Annotated in this window: 17 protein-coding genes; 8 read left to right on the top strand and 9 right to left on the bottom strand. The window is 35.2% G+C overall.

The window, feature by feature from the left end:
* Positions 1-145: 145 nt before the first annotated feature.
* Entirely contained in the window at positions 146-745 is a 600-nt protein-coding gene (locus KA878_RS07930; RefSeq protein WP_193838987.1) for a YdeI/OmpD-associated family protein, read from the bottom strand.
* Positions 746-930: 185 nt separating this feature from the next.
* On the opposite strand from KA878_RS07930, the gene KA878_RS07925 reads away from it, so the two are divergent.
* Both KA878_RS07925 and KA878_RS07920 read left to right on the top strand, forming a co-directional pair.
* The gene (locus KA878_RS07925; RefSeq protein ID WP_070854694.1) at positions 931-2,592 is read left to right on the top strand and encodes an APC family permease; all 1,662 of its coding nucleotides are present in this window, start codon (positions 931-933) and stop codon (positions 2,590-2,592) included.
* Positions 2,593-2,949: 357 nt separating this feature from the next.
* Positions 2,950-4,302: a carboxylesterase family protein gene (locus KA878_RS07920; protein WP_193838986.1), complete on the top strand. Its 1,353-nt coding sequence runs from the start codon at positions 2,950-2,952 to the stop codon at positions 4,300-4,302.
* Positions 4,303-4,457: 155 nt separating this feature from the next.
* On the opposite strand, the gene KA878_RS07915 is transcribed toward KA878_RS07920, so the two are convergent.
* The gene (locus KA878_RS07915) at positions 4,458-5,633 is read right to left on the bottom strand and encodes an MFS transporter (RefSeq protein ID WP_193838985.1); all 1,176 of its coding nucleotides are present in this window, start codon (positions 5,631-5,633) and stop codon (positions 4,458-4,460) included.
* Positions 5,634-5,750: 117 nt separating this feature from the next.
* Positions 5,751-5,981 (bottom strand): hypothetical protein, encoded by a 231-nt coding sequence (locus KA878_RS07910; protein WP_193838984.1) that lies wholly within the window; start codon positions 5,979-5,981, stop codon positions 5,751-5,753.
* Positions 5,982-6,132: 151 nt separating this feature from the next.
* Here KA878_RS07910 and KA878_RS07905 point away from each other — a divergent pair, with 151 nt between their 5' ends.
* Both KA878_RS07905 and KA878_RS07900 read left to right on the top strand, forming a co-directional pair.
* On the top strand, positions 6,133-6,810 hold the full coding sequence (locus tag KA878_RS07905) for a response regulator transcription factor (RefSeq protein WP_075109012.1): 678 nt from the start codon (positions 6,133-6,135) through the stop codon (positions 6,808-6,810).
* Positions 6,803-8,269, top strand: a complete 1,467-nt coding sequence (locus KA878_RS07900) for a sensor histidine kinase (protein ID WP_193838983.1) — start codon at positions 6,803-6,805, stop codon at positions 8,267-8,269. The genes KA878_RS07905 and KA878_RS07900 overlap by 8 nt, the downstream gene beginning before the upstream one ends.
* 78 nt (positions 8,270-8,347) lie before the next feature.
* Here KA878_RS07900 and KA878_RS07895 read toward each other — a convergent pair whose 3' ends face one another.
* From KA878_RS07895 to lnsB, 4 genes are all read right to left on the bottom strand, one after another.
* On the bottom strand, positions 8,348-9,133 hold the full coding sequence (locus KA878_RS07895) for an ABC transporter permease (RefSeq protein WP_193838982.1): 786 nt from the start codon (positions 9,131-9,133) through the stop codon (positions 8,348-8,350).
* Positions 9,126-9,788, bottom strand: a complete 663-nt coding sequence (locus KA878_RS07890) for an ABC transporter ATP-binding protein (RefSeq protein WP_075109009.1) — start codon at positions 9,786-9,788, stop codon at positions 9,126-9,128. The genes KA878_RS07895 and KA878_RS07890 overlap by 8 nt, the downstream gene beginning before the upstream one ends.
* 422 nt (positions 9,789-10,210) lie before the next feature.
* Positions 10,211-11,011 carry a CPBP family intramembrane glutamic endopeptidase gene (locus KA878_RS07885; RefSeq protein WP_193838981.1) on the bottom strand — a complete coding sequence of 267 codons (801 nt, stop codon included), beginning with the start codon at positions 11,009-11,011 and terminating at the stop codon, positions 10,211-10,213.
* Positions 11,012-11,061: 50 nt separating this feature from the next.
* Complete coding sequence (gene lnsB / locus KA878_RS07880; RefSeq protein WP_193838980.1) at positions 11,062-11,844, bottom strand: CPBP family lipoprotein N-acylation protein LnsB; 783 nt, start codon at positions 11,842-11,844, stop codon at positions 11,062-11,064.
* Positions 11,845-12,032: 188 nt separating this feature from the next.
* On the opposite strand from lnsB, the gene KA878_RS07875 reads away from it, so the two are divergent.
* Positions 12,033-13,610: an FMN-binding glutamate synthase family protein gene (locus KA878_RS07875; RefSeq protein ID WP_193839953.1), complete on the top strand. Its 1,578-nt coding sequence runs from the start codon at positions 12,033-12,035 to the stop codon at positions 13,608-13,610.
* A 60-nt stretch (positions 13,611-13,670) separates the two neighbouring features.
* On the opposite strand, the gene KA878_RS07870 is transcribed toward KA878_RS07875, so the two are convergent.
* The gene (locus KA878_RS07870) at positions 13,671-14,138 is read right to left on the bottom strand and encodes a YehR family lipoprotein (RefSeq protein WP_228480672.1); all 468 of its coding nucleotides are present in this window, start codon (positions 14,136-14,138) and stop codon (positions 13,671-13,673) included.
* A gap of 160 nt (positions 14,139-14,298) precedes the next feature.
* Between KA878_RS07870 and KA878_RS07865 the strand changes: the two genes are divergently transcribed.
* Complete coding sequence (locus KA878_RS07865) at positions 14,299-15,375, top strand: M42 family metallopeptidase (protein ID WP_193838979.1); 1,077 nt, start codon at positions 14,299-14,301, stop codon at positions 15,373-15,375.
* 100 nt (positions 15,376-15,475) lie between these two features.
* On the opposite strand, the gene KA878_RS07860 is transcribed toward KA878_RS07865, so the two are convergent.
* Positions 15,476-16,294, bottom strand: coding sequence for an SDR family oxidoreductase (locus tag KA878_RS07860; protein WP_053028758.1), 819 nt, complete (start codon positions 16,292-16,294; stop codon positions 15,476-15,478).
* Between the two features lie 270 nt (positions 16,295-16,564).
* Between KA878_RS07860 and KA878_RS07855 the strand changes: the two genes are divergently transcribed.
* Together KA878_RS07855 and ppx are read left to right on the top strand one after the other, a co-directional pair.
* The gene (locus KA878_RS07855; RefSeq protein WP_193838978.1) at positions 16,565-18,109 is read left to right on the top strand and encodes an AbgT family transporter; all 1,545 of its coding nucleotides are present in this window, start codon (positions 16,565-16,567) and stop codon (positions 18,107-18,109) included.
* 208 nt (positions 18,110-18,317) lie between these two features.
* A complete protein-coding gene (gene ppx, locus KA878_RS07850) occupies positions 18,318-19,859 on the top strand; it encodes an exopolyphosphatase (protein ID WP_075108123.1) in 1,542 nt (513 codons plus the stop codon).
* The last annotated feature ends 36 nt before the right edge of the window (positions 19,860-19,895 follow it).

The raw sequence follows: 19,895 nt of genomic DNA, 5'->3' as shown, positions 1-19,895 counted from the left end.
AGGATTTGAGCAGAACCGAACGACGAGTAAAATTTTTTCAAATTTTGTCGAATCGTGAGTGTCTCTGCCGATAATCCTACTTTTAAGACGTCGTTTGACGGTAGTCTTAAAACACATTATGTCCCGATCTTTTTTTATTCTCTTTTTATTTATCGTACATGCCTTTACCTTCAAGAATATGGTCGATATACTTTTCAACTCTATTTTGTCTTGTTTGGCTACGTTTCGCTTGTGAAATGTGATACATGTACTGGTGTTGTCTGCCAGGTGTTAATTGATAAAATGCCTCTTCTAATTTTGGATCATCATTAAATGCTTGTTGTAATTCTTCAGGCATTTCATAGTCTTCTGTCTTCTTCATTTCAACTTTCTTGCCCGCTTTTTCTGTTTTAATGGCTTCATCAATATAATATAAAATTTCGTCTCGACGCAGTTTAATCTCATCTAATGTTTCAAAACGTAATTGTCTTGCTGCTTGAACACGCTCTGTTTGCTGAATTAACGATTTATATTTATCTTCTAAAATTGCACCTTTATGAAACAATAAGGCTACATAATGCTTAAAACCATGGATCGTAATAACATTTTTATCATTAATTGTATAAGTCGGATGCATCCATTTATATGTTTCTGCTAATTCTGACTCATTAAAGATTAAATTTCTTAAATATTGATAAGCTTCTTGCCACTGACTCTCCTTTTCAAGAAAAGCTAACACCTGTTTATCGGATTGTTTCTCTGACACTTTAGTCACCCCATATCGTTAGTTTGATAACAATACAATCATTATATTATTTAAGTCAATCAATAACTATTTATAACACAATCATTTGTAAATTTACAAAATCATAAATTGACTAATGAAATGATAAGCGTATAATTATAACGTATCATTTTTGATGAATATTAAAATAACATAAAGGAGTATTTATGGGACAAAATAATAACGAAGGTAAAATCAATCTGGTCCAACTTGTTTTGTTAGGATTAGGAAGTTTAATTGGTTCAGGCTGGTTATTTGGTGCATGGGAAGCTTCTTCTGCAGCTGGTCCTGCAGCCATATTATCTTGGATTATCGGGTTTATCGTTATAGGAACGATTTCTTATAACTATATCGAAATAGGAACAATGTTCCCTCAATCTGGTGGTATGAGTAACTATGCTCAATATTCACACGGCTCATTGTTAGGCTTTATTGCCGCATGGGCAAACTGGGTATCATTAGTTACAATCATTCCTATTGAAGCTGTGTCTGCTGTTCAATATATCAGTTCATGGCCATGGGATTGGGCGAAACCAACTTCTGCATTAATGCATAATGGCTCAATTAGTACGACAGGCTTATTCGCCGTGTACGTCATTATCATTATTTTTTCATTATTAAACTATTGGTCTGTTAAATTATTAACATCATTCACAAGTTTAATTTCGTTCTTCAAATTAGGTGTACCGTTATTAACAATTATTATGTTAATGCTTTCAGGTTTCGACACAAGCAATTACGGTTCTTCTATAGGCGAATTTATGCCGTATGGTAGTGCGCCTATCTTTGCGGCAACAACAACATCAGGGATTATCTTCTCATTTAATGCATTCCAAACCATCATTAATATGGGATCAGAAATTAAAAACCCTGAAAAGAATATTGCACGTGGTATTGCCATTTCTTTAACATTAAGTGCCATTTTGTACATTATACTACAAAGCACATTTATTACATCAATGCCACAATCAATGATTAGCGAACACGGTTGGAGTGGTATTAACTTCAATTCACCATTCGCAGATATGGCAATCCTATTAGGCATTAACTGGTTAGCGATCTTGCTATACATCGAAGCAGTTGTGTCACCATTCGGAACTGGCGTATCATTCGTTGCGATTACTGGTCGTGTATTAAACGCGATGGAACGTAATGGTCATATTCCTAAATTCTTAGGTAAAATTAACACAACGTATAATATTCCACGAGTAGCTATCGTATTTAATGCCATCATCAGTATGGTCATGGTTACCTTATTCCGTGATTGGGGCGTACTTGCTGCCGTTATTTCAACAGCAACATTAGTCGCTTACTTAACAGGTCCAACAACCGTCATGTCATTACGTGAAATGGGACCTAAATTGCATCGTCCATTCCGAGGCGCTATGTTAAAAGTGATGGCACCATTATCCTTTGTACTTGCGTCATTAGCAATTTATTGGGCAATGTGGCCAACAACTGCCGAAGTTATTTTCATCATTATTTTAGGATTACCAATTTATTTCTTCTATGAATATAAAATGAATTGGAAAAACACTAAAAAACAAATCGGCGGTAGTATGTGGATTATCGTATACTTAATCCTATTGGCTTGCATGTCATTCATCGGTAGTAAAGAGTTTAAAGGTATGAACTTTATTCATTATCCTTATGATTTCTTAGTTATTATCGTGTTAGCACTTGTCTTTTATAGAATTGGTATTACAAGCCACTTCAAGAGTGTTTATTATAAACGCGCTAAGAAAATCAATAAACAAATGAAAGAAGATACAATGGAAGCAGAACAACAAGAAGCTGATAGAAAAGAAGCTGAACAACAGAATAATTAATCTGACCATGTCCGGAACATAGCGTTCCTGGATAAGTAAAAAAGGCATTTTCTATTGAAATAATATAGAAGTTGAGTCATGCTACAATGTTTATATATAAGGCACCTCGTTAATTTAGTTTAGTAATGTTTATTAAATTACACGAGAGTGCCTTATTTTTTTAGTACTCCATTGTAAATAAAGAAGCCAGTAAATGAATTTGTTAAAACGCATTTACTGGCTATTTCTATACGAATGATGCCCCAGACGCTTTTTAATATGATATAGCACAAATTTTAATTTCATTGTCCCAATCTGTTTTTACATTCATACGTCATGGTATAGTTAAATTAATTCATAAGTGTAGGTGATGATTTAGTGGTAACGATTAATACAACAGCTGGCTCTTTTCAAGGGATAACACATCATAATATAGAACAATTTCTAGGTATTCCTTATGCACAGCCGCCGATTGGTAATCGCCGTTTTAAACATGCTAGCCCACGATATAGCTATGATACGTTAGTTGATGCAACGCGCTTTAGAGCCATCCCACCACAACCGTACAATAAGTTAGAAACATTCTTTTCATCTAAGCAACATACATTCAAACAGGATGAAGATTGTTTATATTTAAATATTTGGCGTCAATCATCTGGTAAATCTAAGAAGCCTGTTATCATTTATTTTTATGGTGGTGGCTTTGTGAATGGTCATGGTTCTGCCGAATTATATACGCCAGAACATATTGTCGCCCAACGTGATGTCATTGTAATTACGTTTAACTATCGATTAGGTGCATTAGGCTTTCTGGATTGGTCTTATTTTAATCCCCAGTATGATAAAAATAACGGCCTATCTGATCAGATTGCGTTATTAAAATGGGTTGCACACTTTATTGAATACTTTGATGGCGATCCTAACAATGTCACATTATGCGGACAATCCGCAGGCAGTATGAGTATTCAAGCTTTAATGCAGCAACCACAACTGGACCACTATTACCACCAAGTCATGTTATTAAGTGGCGTATTACAGCTAGATTCCATAGAAACAGGTGTGCACAAAGCTAAACACTTCGATGCCTTAATTCAACAGCACTTTTCCGGAAAAAGCATATACGATTTAGACACGCACGCATTGCTACAGTTAATGGCATATGATGAACAAGCACGTGGCAAATCCAAAGGCTTAGAATTAATATATCAACCGATTAACGAGACAACGATGTGCCGTCCACTTGCTCAGTTTAATAAACCTGTTGTGTTAGGCTATACAAAGGATGAAGGTGATTGTTATATCCGTAATGAATCACGTAAACTTGAGCCACAGCGTTTTGTGAATGTGATGAAACTGAATCATATCAACGTTGATTTTAATCATGTTCAAACGGGTCAACAACAAGCTGAAGTTGTGACAGCGTTATATTTTAAAAAACCGACACTTAACTTGTTACACCAAATGCGTGAGAATCCGCATCGTTGGTTATTACGATTTGATTGGGCTCGACCTGAATATGTTGATTTCGCAAGTGCCTATCATATTTTAGACGTCGTCTTTTGGTTTGGTAAGATGGCTATACTTAAGGCGCATAACATCAAATTGCACACTTCTGATATTGAATTAAGCAAACGTATGATAAATGACATCGTTCATTATGCCACAACAGGTACCATGCCCTACGCACCCTATTCAATCGATCACACAGAACCACACATATACAATAATTAAAAAAGGAGTGGGACAGAATTCTTAATAAATTCGTTGTCCCACTCCCAGTTTGCTTAAAATGTCTTCTTAGTTCAGTCAGCTATTGTGAATTCACAAAGTAGCATTATCTTATTATTTATGTCTCAGCCTCTTCCCTATTCAATCATAAGATACGCTTAGTTTTTGGCATAATGAACATTTTTCAATGTAAGCACGATGATAAGTCCCAGTAAGCCAATAAAGGCACTGACAAATGTGACCGCTTCAACATTCGTATTTGATACAACAAGGCCACCGATAATACCACCTATACCAATACCTGCATTGAGACAAGACATATTCCAACTCATCACTTGACTTGTGTCACCTTCAACATGTTCGATGATACCACTTTGTATTGCTGGATTGGTACTCCATTGTACGATATTCCAAATAAAGAGTGCTACGAGTAATAACACCGTTGTTGACAATACTAAATTAATGGCAAGCATCACTACAATAAACACAGTAAACGCAATGATTAACCAACGTTTACTTGTTAATTTATCAGCGAGTACACCACCCATTGATGTACCAACAACACCGGCAACACCATTAACGAGTAGCGCTAATGATACATAGCCCATGGTATGACCATTTTCCAAAATAAGTGGATTGATAAATACAAATGTCACTGAATTGGCAATTAAAATAAGTAATGTAATCGCTAGAAACTTAACGATTTCAATTGGTCGAATAATATGAGATGTGACTTGATTATCTTCAGAAACGTTATTATACATTCGATTGGCTTGATTAAGTTCTGTAGTTGTAGGAAGATATTTCAACATTAATAAGCCGGCAATAAGACTGATAACAATAATAAATACGAACGTAAAACGCCAGCCAACCCAGTCACCAATCATCGTACCAATTGGCACACCAAAGACATTGGCCCCACTAAATCCAGTATAAACTACGCCAATCATCTTACCTCTATTCTTAGGTATTGTCAGCATAGCTGTTAATGCTAAGACTTTAACGATAATTAAAGATGCTGCAGCTGAAGATAATATTCGTCCAACGACTAGAATCGTAAAGTTAGGTGCAATGGCGATAATACCATTCCCTACGACAAAGGCCACTAAAGTCCACAAAAGAACGGGACGTGCAGGAAATCGATTCGTTAATTTAACCAGTATAGGTCCACATATGGCGAAGGTTAATGCGTAAAGTGTAACCAGTTGCCCGATAATCGCTTCTGAGACACCTAAGTCATCGCTCATTAAATTCATAATTCCAGCGACCATCATTTCAACCATGCCCACAATAAACACACTAATGATAAATGTCGCTATACGCATGACAGACATATTTCTTTCTCCTTTCATTTCATTATTTCTACATAAAAAAACAGTTACGCACTGTTCTTCAAATTTCGTAACTGTTCTATTATATAATATTCAATTGTATTTTTCTTCCCCTATGTTTTAAAAGGTTTGTTCATTATTGTTGTATCGATGTTCGATAAGTTCTTGTAGAAAGGCACAAATGGCAAGTAATGCGAGCGCACCATAAATGACGTAATGATTATGTAGTACACCATCAATACCAAAATTTATATTAAAATACGATTCAACTAGGCTTGTTAAAACTCTGATTATATTAAATAAAACAAGGATAAGTATGATAAACCCAAACACATTGGAAATGACTTTCATTTCATTTGCTCCTTTGCTTATTGATTTACTTATATACTAAAATTTTCAAATTAAATGCTACTTAGTTTAATCTTAATTTTTCCTTAAATCATCATTATCAGAATAGTTAAATGTTAAAAAGTTGTATAAGATAGACAATGAGGTGGTATTCATGAACGACGACGTACTCATTATTGAAGATGATAAAGATATTAATGCGTTAATGACATTATCTTTAAGTACGAAAGGGATACAACGTATCAAGTCTGTCGATAATATTGAAGATGCAAAATATGAATTATTGAATTTCAGCTTTCAGGTTATATTATTGGATTTAAACTTAAGATCTGAAGACGGTTATCAATTACTTAAATATATTGATTTAAAGGATACTGCCGTTATCGTAGTGACTGCGAAGACAACAAATATCGATGTATATAAAGGGTTTGAACATGGGGCTGTCGATTATATTAAAAAGCCATTTGATCCGATGGAGTTGTACTACAGAGTTTCTTTACATTTAAACGATACAGATCAATCAACGTACCATTATAAAGATTTAGCCATCAACTTCAACAGTATGGAAGTATTTGTTAATGACAAACCGATCAACCTTACAAATCGTGAATATAATTTATTAACCTATCTTATTAAAAATAAAAACCAAGTACTGACTAAAGATCAGCTCTATGCTAAAGTCTGGGGATATGATACCGGCGTGGATGATAATACTCTAATGGTCCATATTAGAACATTACGGAAGAAGATTGAAACCACGCCGAATGCACCTAAAATGATTAAAACTGTACGTAGTAAAGGTTACATGTTTAAGGAAGATCGCGATGATTAATAAATTCACATTAAAATTTCTTAAGTATATGACGATATTTGTCCTTCTAAACTTTACTATTACATGTATCTTAGTTGTCATACTATTTTTTAAAGTATTGCCTAATATTTACTGGGATATTAATGAAATTGAACCTACATACTTAGAGACGTATGGCATCACTCAAGCACCCAATGATAATCTAAAATCACTTGCCGAAAAGCGTCATGTTGACTTATATTTTGTTCGAAAAAATGGAGACATTCTCTATCCTAAGTCAAAGCGTCATACAAACATAAAATCAACATTGTTAAAAAATATCAATAATGCGAATTCAGTTATATCAAAAGAAGGAACCTACCTTGTTTATATTTATAAAGATAAAATTGAACAACCTAAAATAACAAATGGTCATGAAATCAAGACGTCACAATTGCTTGATAGTATCGCTACGCTTGATTTCAATCGTTACAACTATTCGGTTTCAAACAATGAACTTCACTTTGTAAGAAATCCAGGACAAAGAACGATATTGTGGAATGATAATTTCGGCGAAGCGTTCAATGATAGTAAAAACACGTATATTTTACTGTTCATCTCATTTATCATCGTTAACATCATCTTAATTGCTTTAACGGCAATGTTAATTTCGAAGCGACTCACAAGACCGTTATCTTTTTATATTGACTGGATTGGTAACTTATCGTTAGGCAAACTGCATCAGCCTACGTCGAAACGAAAGCGATTTAAGAATCGTCGTACTTATCCTGAATTGGATGCATCTTTGTCACAATTAAATGAACAAATGTTGTCTGATAAGTTTTATCATAACCAAATTTCATATTACAAATCAAAATGGATTAGCCAAATTTCTCATGATTTGAAATCGCCATTAACAACTATTTATGGTTATTCTAAGCTCATCCAGACCGATAAACAGACGCAATCTTATGTTCAACTTATTTCGGAGAAAGCAACGTTTATGAGTGATTTGATTGATAGTTTGAACCAAACATTTGATATGGAAACAAACCAGACAAAACAAGATAAAGAAGATTTTCCGATTCAATCAACGGTCAATCGAATCACACACATTATTGGTTACGATTCTATAACATGTCACTTTTATTTAGAAGATAACGCCACATTTTATGGTAATAAATTGTATTTCGAGCGGCTATTAATTAATTTAATCAACAATAGTATTGATCATAATGAAATCAATCCTAACATTCAAATGACTTTTTCTAAAATTGAAAATAAGTTAATGATTGATTACGTTGACGATGGTCAAGGCATACCACATTCAAATATAGATACATTATTTAAACAGTCGTATACATCGAAAGCGCATAAAGCACAACATGGTATTGGTTTATCGATTATTAAAGATGCTGTGAATTATCATCATGGCGCAATCACACTATTACCATCTAAACAAGGCGTTCATTTCCATATACTATTGGTGGATGACTCTTAAATATTATCTAAAAAAGTAAGGGCGTAGGACAACGAATTGAAATAAAATTCTGTCCTACGCCCTTACTTCTCATTTCGTCTATGCTTCATCATCAGGTGCATTGAGTGCGCTATTGCGTGCAACGAGTTGATGACGAACGTTAAAGAATTGATTATAGCTTAAATAAGTTGCAATTAGGGCTGACATGATTGTCGCTGTTGTGTGAATAAACACGACAAGTAATTGGAATTTAATCGCTTGTAATGGTGGTACGCCACCAATAATTAAACCTGTCATCATACCTGGTATCGAAACGAGACCGTATGTTTTAACCGAGTCTATTGTAGGTACGATGGCAAGACGTATACTCTCTCTAATCGATGCTTTAGATGCCAATTTAGGTGTCGCTGCTAATGTAAGCTTAGATTCAATGTCGGTAATGTCTTTCACAAAGGCACGGTCTAAGTTTTGATACGCTAAATTAATCGCAATTAGTCCATTATTCGCTAACATACCTCCGATTGGAATGACTTCATTTGCTTTAAAATCGATAGCCCCTGCCAACACAGTAGCCGTTAAAGGTAACGCTGTTCCAATAAAAATGGCGATAAACGAAATCCAAAAGACATGATGCATTACTGGCGAAGCACGATTAATCGTATTCCATGACGCATTAATAATAATCACTAATACCGCTAACATTAATATCCACGCTTGATTAATTTTGAAAATATAATGCAAGATAAATCCTAATATAATCAACTGTACAACTGCGCGTATGGAAGCTACAACTAAATCTTTAATAATATGTAATCCTTCTTTATATGAAATAAAGATGGGAATTAATAATAACAAAGCAGTTAAACAAAGGGCTGTATTACTCATTCTGATTTAAAGCCTCCTCTTTCGTGATTTCACCATCGCTAATTGTAATTCGTCTATGGAAATGTCTCATACTTTGATCATCACTATGTGTAATCCATAACACGGATACACCTTCTTTTACCATGTCGAAAATCATATTTTCAATGGTCTGCTTATTTTGTGTATCGAGCGCACTTGTAGATTCATCTAATAATAATATATCTGGACGGTACATGAGTTGACGGGCAATTGTAATCCTCTGACGCTCGCCGCCTGAAAGATGTTCAATTTTAGAATTCAAATCATATTGACCTAAGTTCACTTTCTTTAGTAAATCCATTGCTTTGTCTTTATCAAAGCGGTCATCTCGCGCTAACGCTGGAAATGACATGTTATCACCAATCGTTTCGCCAAAGAGCTGACTCTGTTGCATTAGATAACTGATTTTCATTCGTAATGTTTCAGGAGGATAATCGTTAAATGGCTTCCCTTTTAAATAGAGTTCCCCATCCGTCGGGCTAATTAAATTATTGATTTGCTTTAAAAATGTGCTCTTACCACTACCAGAGGGACCAATAATGGCAACTGCCTCTCCCTCAGCTAATTGAAAGTTAATATTTTTAAGTATCATACGTCTATCCGCTTTATATGATAAATTTTTGACATCTAATAACATCCTTTTACCAACCTCCTCATAATAAACACTGTTATAATTAAAAATAAATTAAAATCAGTCTGGGACATAAATAATATAATCATGCTAATTAGCAAATTCGCAGTAGCTGACTGAACTGAGAAGGCGCTTAAATCAAGCTTTTCTCAGTTCTAGTCATCCTTGCGGGCGGGGCCCCAACACAAAAAATCACGAAAGTGATTTTACAAGCAAAGCAAGTTGGGAGTCGGGGCCCCAGCATAGAGAATTTCATCAAGAAATTCTACAAGCAAAGCAAGCTGGGAGTCACGACGAATTCAAAAGAATTCTGTCCCACTCCCATGAGCATTATTTATATCTATAATAACAAAAAAAGAAGTAAGATAAGTGTCTTCAAGTTGACATTTCTTGAAACACTGTATCTTACTTCTAATTTAATGCATCATTTACCAAATCAGCGGAATAATGATAGTCACATACGATACTAAGTTGTTAATCATATGTAACGTAATCGTCATTGCTAAATTCCGTCCACTATAGTGGTATGCAATCACAAATCCAATTGCCATAATAAGATATGGACCAATTTCAAATGGAGATGATGCACTTAACACGTGTAAACTAGCAAATAACACGACTGAAACAACGTACATTGCGCCGTATGTTAATTTCTTACCAAGTTCATGAATAATTAAATGTCTAAAGAGCAATTCTTCAACAATTGGCGTTACGATAACAATATCTAGGAACAATACGGGCCAAATCCATTTTGTCTTGAAGAGTTCTTCGATTTGTTTGTTGTTTTCAGTATTACTAAACTGATATTTCTCAGGTAATAATTCTATCAAGTTACCATATATATATTGCGCCAAATACATCGCAATGAGTACAACAACGATTAGTACGATATGTTTTCTCAAATCTTTAAAGCGCTGAATTGCTAATGGGATGAGCGACTTACGATGCATTAAATAAAACAATAGTAATAAGAGGCACTGCCCTAATAAAACAAAGATTTGATTAATTCCCATCACTTGCTTCATCATTGGCGCTTCGGATGTCTGCCCTGTAATCGCCATAATCATGATCATTGTAACTATCGTTAATATCAACGGCAGTACAATATTAATGATTAAATATCCTGGTATTAGCCAAAAATCACGTTTCACAATTCGTTTCGATGCAAATTCATTTTTGAATGGCGCTTGCTTTGATGCTTCTTGCGCATGTTCATTTTCAAAAGTCATATGTCTCTCCTTATCTTTTTTAACGATGTATGTTTAATCATGCTCAATATTTAAAATAATCTTTCTATTATTGTAATAATAAATAAGATGAATTGTACAGAGCTATGATACAGATATGATGCTGCTAAATTCTTGCCAGTTCTCAGATATATAACGATCGCCCCTACTGATAATATGAAATAAGGTATGACTTCCATAACGGATATAAAGTCATAGACCTGTACGCCTACTTCAATCACTATACTCAACACAATGACGACACTAACATTTAGCCTTTTCCCAAGTTCATGAATCATTAAATGTCGATAAATTAATTCTTGAATCAACGGTTGTAACACAACCATAGTAATAAAGGTAAATACAATTGCACTCGGATGATTAAATAAGCCTTCTAAACGAAGTTGCGCCTGTGTTATATCATAACCAATAGGCTTTGGTAGATACTGCGCTACAACGTTAATCGCATAAAACAATAGTAGTGCAAATAGTGTAACTGTAATAATTAACGGTATGTAATGACGTTTAGCTATACGATACTGTCTCAATGCGACATCAGCAATATCATATTTATGTAACGCAAAAAATGAAACGATAACGACAAATTGAGCAATGACAAAACTGATACTTAACGTTAAATTATATAAATAAAGTGGCGGTGGATCTTGCGTTATCATTGCATAGACACCTAAAACGCCAAACACAATAATGATTGGTACTAAAATCTGGAGCATGATGTAAATAGGAATCAATAAGAAATCTTTCTTCACTATTTGAGAACTTCCCCATTGATTTGTAGAAACCTCATGCGTGATTGCCTTTTTTCTTTTCTCCATAGGTCACCTCATACATCTTGTAAGTCATACTTTATCATCGAAATACATCTATGTCATATACCATTTGTTAACCTAACATATTAATAATTTTAAAAAATCGTAAATTTCTTCTTATTTTAAATTGTAAAAGATTTACATTGGTGTATGATTTAAATTGTAGAAGGTTTAAAGGGGGAGAAATAAAAGTGATTTCTATACTTACAGTAATGCAGTTTATTGTGAACGTAATGATATTTATTGTCATACTTTCAATAATCGGCTTGGTACTTGTGTTGTTATTTAAAGATAAAGGACAAGATCAACACAGTGTCTTACGTAATTATCCTGTTCTAGGACGTGTACGTTACTTCGCAGAGAAGATTGGCCCGGAATTACGCCAATATTTGTTTGCGAATGATACAGAGGGGAAACCATTTTCAAGAATTCAGTATACTAATATCGTTCTAGCCGGTAAATACAATTCTCGAATGTCTAGTTTCGGGACACAACGCGCATATCAAGATGGATTTTACATACGTAACACCATGTTCCCATTACAACGTCATGAATTACAAATTGATAATCACGCTATGATTTCAACATTTGTCTATAAAGTAGATAGCGAGCGATTATTCAAACGTGATGAACATCGTGATCCAACAGACATTGATCCGTACTACTTAACGGACGATAATGCCATCGTTCTAGGCGATGATTTGGAACATCCTTTTAAAGTAAAACGACTGGTTGGTCAATCAGGCATGAGTTATGGTGCATTAGGTGGTCGTGCAATCACTGCATTATCACAAGGCTTAGCTCGTGCAGGCACGTGGATGAATACCGGTGAAGGTGGCTTGTCAGAATATCACCTTAAAGGTGGCGGCGACCTCATCTTTCAAATTGGGCCTGGTCTATTCGGTGTTCGTGATAAAGATGGTAACTTTAGTGACGAACAATTTCTAAAAACAGCACATCACAAAGAAGTTAAAGCCTTTGAAATTAAACTGGCGCAAGGTGCAAAAACACGTGGCGGTCATATGGAAGGCAATAAAGTTACAGAAGAAATTGCCAAAATTAGAAATATCGAACCGTATAAAACGATCAATTCACCGAACCGCTTCGACTTTATTGACTCACCTGAAGATTTATTACAATTTGTTGATAAACTTCGCCAATTAGGTCAGAAACCTGTAGGCTTTAAAATCGTTGTAAGTAAAGTGGAAGAAATTGAGTCACTCGTACAAACAATGGTTAAAATGAATATTTATCCTGACTTTATCACCATTGATGGTGGTGAAGGTGGTACCGGTGCTACGTTCCAAGAATTACAAGATGGTGTCGGTCTTCCATTATTTACCGCGCTGCCAATCGTATCTGGAATGTTAGAACGCCACCAAATCAGAGATAAAATGAAAATCTTTGCCTCAGGTAAGTTAATTACACCAGATAAAGTAGCAATTGCCTTAGGATTAGGTGCTGATTTAGTTAATATCGCTCGCGGTATGATGATTAGTGTTGGCTGTATTATGAGTCAACAATGTCACTTGAACACATGTCCTGTCGGCGTTGCAACAACAGATCCTAAGAAAGAGAAAGCGTTAATTGTCAATGAGAAGCAATATCGTGTGACAAACTATATCACAAGTTTACATGAAGGCTTATTTAACATTGCCGCTGCCGTCGGTGTTAAAAGTCCAAATGACATTACGAGTGATCACATTGTAATTAAACGTTTAGATGGTTCAATTGAAGACATAGTCGATTACAAACTGAAATTAATAAGTTAATATTCAAATAAAAAGATGTCGAGACACAGCATTATGTGAGGTGTCCCGACATCTTTTTCATTATTCATCTGTCATATTACTTTTTTGTTTAAAGCCCAGTTTTTTCAATTCTCTAACAGTGCCTTCCATATTGACTTTTTTGTCATTTTTAGACGTTGACATTAAAGAAAAATGATTTTTGACTGCTTTGATATCTGCTTTTTTATAGTTAATATCAATGGTTTCAACCCATTTTTCATGATTATGCTTTAGATTATAAGATACACCTTTTAAATCTTTCATTTGACGGTGATCTTGAAACATCTTCTTAGCTTCTTTCTTAGACATACCGAAATCATTATATTTCAATGTCGTTACTGTTGATTGTTTAACTACTTTATTCTTTTTATAAGACAATGTAGTTAACACATGCTTACCATCCATGTCCCCTTCATATGTCTTAGAACGCTCTTTACTACATGCTCCTAATACACTGACACTTAACACTAATAATATCATTAACATAAAGCACTTTTTCATCATACTCATCTACTTCCCACTATGTCATTTTCAAATAAATTATAGCATTTACTTTATCTTATTATGTATATCATTACCAGATAATTCGTATTAGAAACACTTTTTTCAGAAAATCAAATGCCGACATGCTACAATATGAGTAACTAATGACGTGAGGAAGTGTGTGCATATGAAAGAATCAATTGAATTATTAAAATCATTGACCGATGTTAACGGCATTGCTGGTTATGAACACAATGTTAAAGCAAAGATGAAATCCTATTTAGAGCCAGTGAGCGATGAAATTGTTGAAGATGGCTTAGGTGGCATCTTTGGTAAAAAAGCGAGCGACAATGGTACAAAGTCACTTATGGTAGCTGGTCACTTAGATGAAATCGGCTTTATTGTAACCAAAATCGATAATAATGGATTTATTAAATTTCAACCGATTGGTGGTTGGTGGAACCAAGTCATGTTATCTCAAAAAGTAACTATCACAACCGATGATGGTACTGAGATTCGTGGTCTTATAGGCTCAAAACCACCACATGTCTTAGATCCTGAAGAACGTAAGAAACCAATCCAAATTAAAGACATGTTTATAGATATTGGTGTGAGAAGTAAAGAAGACGCTGAAAATCACGGTATCGAAGTGGGCAACATGATTACACCATACAGTGAATTTGAGCAACTTGCGAATGGTAAATATTTAACGGCTAAAGCCTTTGACAATCGTTATGGTTGTGCACTCGCTGTCGACGTATTAAAACGTCTCAAAGATGAACATATCGGCATTGATTTATATGCAGGCGCAACCGTACAGGAAGAAGTGGGCTTACGCGGTGCTAAAGTAGCTGCCAATAAAATCAAACCTGATTTTGCTATTGCTGTAGATGTTGCAGTGGCCTATGATACACCGGGGATGAATCAACTTGGTAGTGATACGACTTTAGGTAATGGCCCTGTCGTTATTTTAATGGACGCATCAAATGTTGCCCACCAAGGCTTACGTCAGCATATTAAAGAAGTAGCGAAGAAACATTACATTACTGTGCAATGGGATACCACTGCTGGTGGCGGTACCGATGCTGGTAGTATCCATGTAGCGAATGAGGGTATTCCTACCATTTCCATCGGTGTAGCGCTACGTTACATGCATTCAAATGTTTCTGTATTACACACAGATGATTATGAAAATTCAGTTCGCCTAGTAACTGAAATCGTTCGTTCACTTAACGATGATGCTTATAACAGAATAAAATGGTAATTTGCGAATGAAATAGTATGTCATTTTTCTAAAATAACTAACGAATTAAAAAGTCGTTCTAAATAAATAGAACGACTTTTTTATATAATATGATGTTTTTCTATTCTACTGAGTGCTTCCAGCTATCATCACTTAGCATTTCTCCAGGCCAAGTATAAGCCATAACACCGCCATCAATTCGAACCGTTTCACCTGTAATAAATGAACTATCATCAGATGCTAGGAAAGCCACGAGTTTACCTACTTCTTCAGGTTTCCCTAAACGACCAAGTGGAGTGACCCATTTCTGATTATCGCGGAATGTTTTACCCGCTTCATCTTCAGACGTTCCTGCTAGATTATCCACTAATGGTGTCTCAATAGTACCTGGTGCAATGGCATTTGCACGAATATTTTCACGGCCATATTCAATCGCAATCGATTTAGTAAAGTTAATCACTGCCCCTTTAGCCGCATTGTAACCTGAACGGTATAAGTCTGCAGCTTGGCCAGAGAATGATGCCGTATTAATAATTGAACCACCTTGATCCATCATTAATGGTAGTAAGAATTTAGTTACTAAGAATGTCCCTCGCATATCCACTGCCATGATTTTGTCGAACACTTCTACAGGATATTCATGTATACGACCTGCACCATTATCCACACCTGCGTTATTAAAGATAATATCTACACGTCCATATGTCGCTTTAGCTTTATCCGCAAAATCTTGAACTTGTTGATCATCTGAAATATCTACTTTATACGCAGTCGCTTTGCCACCGTTGTTATTGATTGCTTCAACAGTCTTTTCTAATTCATCTGAAATATCCAGCGCTAATACATGAGCACCTTCATTAGCTAATGCTTTTGCTGATGCTTGCCCTATACCTGTACTTGCACCTGTAATCACTGCAATTTTATTTTCTAAACGTTTCATAAAGGCCTTCACTCCTATTTTTCCAATCTTATTAATGAAACTAAATGTATCTATTCAATATATATTTTCCACACTTCAAATGCGCTCAAACCCTATTCCGAAAATGATACCGCTTACTCTTACAAACATGATTTAGTTCTATATACATAAGCTAATATTATTGTACTTATCTTATACATAACCAATTCTTATATTTAAATTTCTGAAAATTGCTATATTTTAAAAAACATTTTGTTATACTTTGTTTTAACGAACAAAGGGGGCCATTTTATGACCACTAAAACAAATGAACAAACATCTATCGTTAATAAATTACTTAATGGCGTAGAAAAAGCTGGTAACAAATTACCAGACCCTGCCATGCTCTTTTTCTTAATGTGTATTGGTTTAGCCGTTATTACTTGGATCGTTTCTCTGTTTGATGTATCGGTTAAGCATCCAGGAAATGGAGATACCATACATATAAAGAGTATTCTGAGTACTGAAGGTATCGCCATGATTATGAATGATGCCATTAAGAACTTCTCAGAGTTCCCTGCACTTGGTCTTGTATTAGCTGTAATGATTGGTGTCGGTGCTGCTGAGAAATCAGGTTACTTTGATAAATTAATGATTTCAGTTGTGAATCGCGCATCAAAACGCATCATTGTACCAACCATTATTTTAATTGGTATATTAGGTAGCTTAGCTGGAGATGCAGCAACAGTCATCTTGCCACCACTTGCTGCAATGATTTTTATTAAGATTGGCTATCATCCCATCGCTGGTCTTGCAATGGCCTATGCCTCATCACTAGGTGGATTTGGTGCCAACTTCTTAATTGGTATGCAAGATGCACTTGTTTATGCATTTACAGAACCTGCAACGAAGATTGTTTCAGATAGTGTCAAGATTAATGTTGCAATGAACTGGTACTTTATTGCAGCGAGCGTGATCTTGGTACTTCCTGTGATTTATTTTACCACAACAAAGGTTGTTATTCCACGTTTGGGCGACTATGATACGAGTCAAGCAGATTACGATGAAGATGAGGAAACATCATCACATATTACGCCAACAGAGAAAAAAGCATTGTTCTGGGCAAACATGTCTTTCGTAATACTCATCGTAGCGTTAATCATTTGTTGCTTACCAGAAAGTAGTTGGTTAAGAAACGCAAAAACTGGAAGTCTTATTGATGATTCTCCATTAATTAATGGTGTGGGCTTAGTCATCCTCGTTATTTTCTTAATTCCTGGGATTGTTTACGGGATTTTAAGTAAACAAATTCAGAACTCCAAAGATTTAGGCAGCATGATTAGTGACTCACTTGGTTCTATGGGATCATTTATATTAATCGTCTTCTTTGCCGCTCAATTACTCGCCTTTTTACAATGGAGTAATCTAGGGATTATTGTGTCTGTCTATGGCGCTAAATTATTACAACATCAAAATGGTATTGTGCTCATCATCGGCATTATCATATTGAGTAGTTTAATTAACTTAATTATCGGAAGCGCATCTGCTAAATGGGGTATTCTTGCGCCAATCTTTGTACCAATGATGATTCTACTCGGTTATCATCCGGCGTTTACACAAATGATTTATCGTGTTGGTGATTCTATTACAAACCCTATTACACCAATGATGCCTTATATGCCACTGGTGCTATCTTATGCGCAAAAGTATGATAAAAATATGAAACTAGGTTCCCTACTTTCGAGTTTAATGCCATACACCTTCGCATTAGGTATTGTGTGGACCTTATTCGTCATTGCGTGGTACCTTCTTGGCATCCCGCTTGGACCAGGTGGCCCTGTCAAAATTCCACACTAATTCGCAATGCATCGTGATAATTGAAACGCAAATCTTTGTAAAAACCTTCTCATTTATTGAGAAGGTTTTTTGTAATCCCTTACAAAAATTCTTACTTATTACCAATAATTATGTCACTCTCTCTTTTTCAAAGCGTGATATTACGGTAAAATAAAGGTATAGAAGTGTATTCATTATTAACATTATTTTAGGCATTTAGGAGGACACGATGGAAGAACGAATAGGTTTAGTAGATATTGGATCCAACACAATCAGATTAGTTATTTTCAACTTTAATAAAGCGACAGGCATTAATGAATTGCTCAACATTAAGACCCCTGCACGTCTAAGCCAATATCTCACTAAAGATAATAAGATGAGTAAAGACGGCATAAAAGTACTCATTGATGCACTACACAGTTTCAAATCTGTGTCAGATAAATTCAATGTAACCGCGTTACATCCGATTGCTACAGCAGCAATTCGTCAGTCTAAAAACAACGACGAAATCGTCAAGGAAGTTAAAAAGGAAGTAGGCATCGATATTAAAATCGTACCCGAATCAGATGAAGCCTACTACGGTTACTATGCAATCACACATACGACGGAAATCGAAAATGGTGTATCCGTTGATATCGGCGGTGGTTCGACTGAAGTAACATTATTTAAAGATAAAGAACTTTTTGAATCCCACAGCTTCCCTTTCGGTGTCGTGACACTCAAAAGAAAATTCTTCAATGACAAAGCGCACAATGACAAAGGTGCTATAAAAGATATGGAGAAATTCTTATCACAACAATTTGAATCGTTAGAATGGCTTAAAGATCAAAAGGTTGCACTTGTGGGTGTTGGTGGTTCCGCTCGAAATGTTGCGCGTATTCATCAAGCCGAGCATTCATATCCTATTGGCGGTGTCCACAACTACACAATGACGAATAAAGATATCGATGAAGTTTTTGATATCATTCGTAAAAACGATCGTGATGATTTAACCAACCTTGATGGTTTAAGTCGTGATCGTGCAGATATTATCCTTCCAGCGGTATCCGTATTCAAAACATTATATAAAATTGTAGACGCAAAGCAGTTTACATTCTCAAGAAATGGTCTACGTGAAGGCTATGTCATGAAACAAGTTCGTGAACGCTACCCTGACGTCTTTGATAAACATAACGTCCGTAAAGAGTCCATCCATTTCTTAGCACGTGAATACAAGATTGAAGATGTTAGTTCACAAGCGCGTCTCAAACTAGCTAAATCGTTATTATCACAACTCATTGATATCGCAGATTTAGATATTAGCGATAATGAGCAACGTCTCTTTGAAGAAGGCGCTTATATATACTATCTTGGTAGTTTCATCGATTCTGATTCAAGTTCTCCACACACGTATTACATCATTGCAAACTCAATGATAAACGGCTATACACATAAAGACCGAGTTAAATTGGCGTTACTTGCCAGCTTTAAAAATAAATCACTATTGAAATTCTATTGCCAAGAAACGGATTGGTTCAGCAATAAAGAAATAGATTCAATCCAAACATTAGGTGGCATTATTAAATTCATTAACGCATTAAACATTTCACAAACAAGTTTTGTTGTCGATGTCGAATTGAAGAAAAAGAAAAAAGGCGACGACGACTATCAATTAACTGTATTTTATACAGAAGGCGAGCCTATTGCCGAAGAATATCAAGCAAATAGACAGAAAAAACATATCGAAAAGATACTTAAAGGAAATGTTTCTATCATCTTTACAAAATCTTAAAACAAGTATGCTATCTTAAAGTTAGGATGTTATGCC

The organism is Staphylococcus sp. GDY8P57P, from assembly GCF_017892585.1.
Taxonomy (GTDB): Bacteria; Bacillota; Bacilli; order Staphylococcales; family Staphylococcaceae; genus Staphylococcus; species Staphylococcus borealis.
Note: the sequence above shows the minus strand (reverse complement) of the source record. Positions and strands in the feature narration are given on the sequence as shown.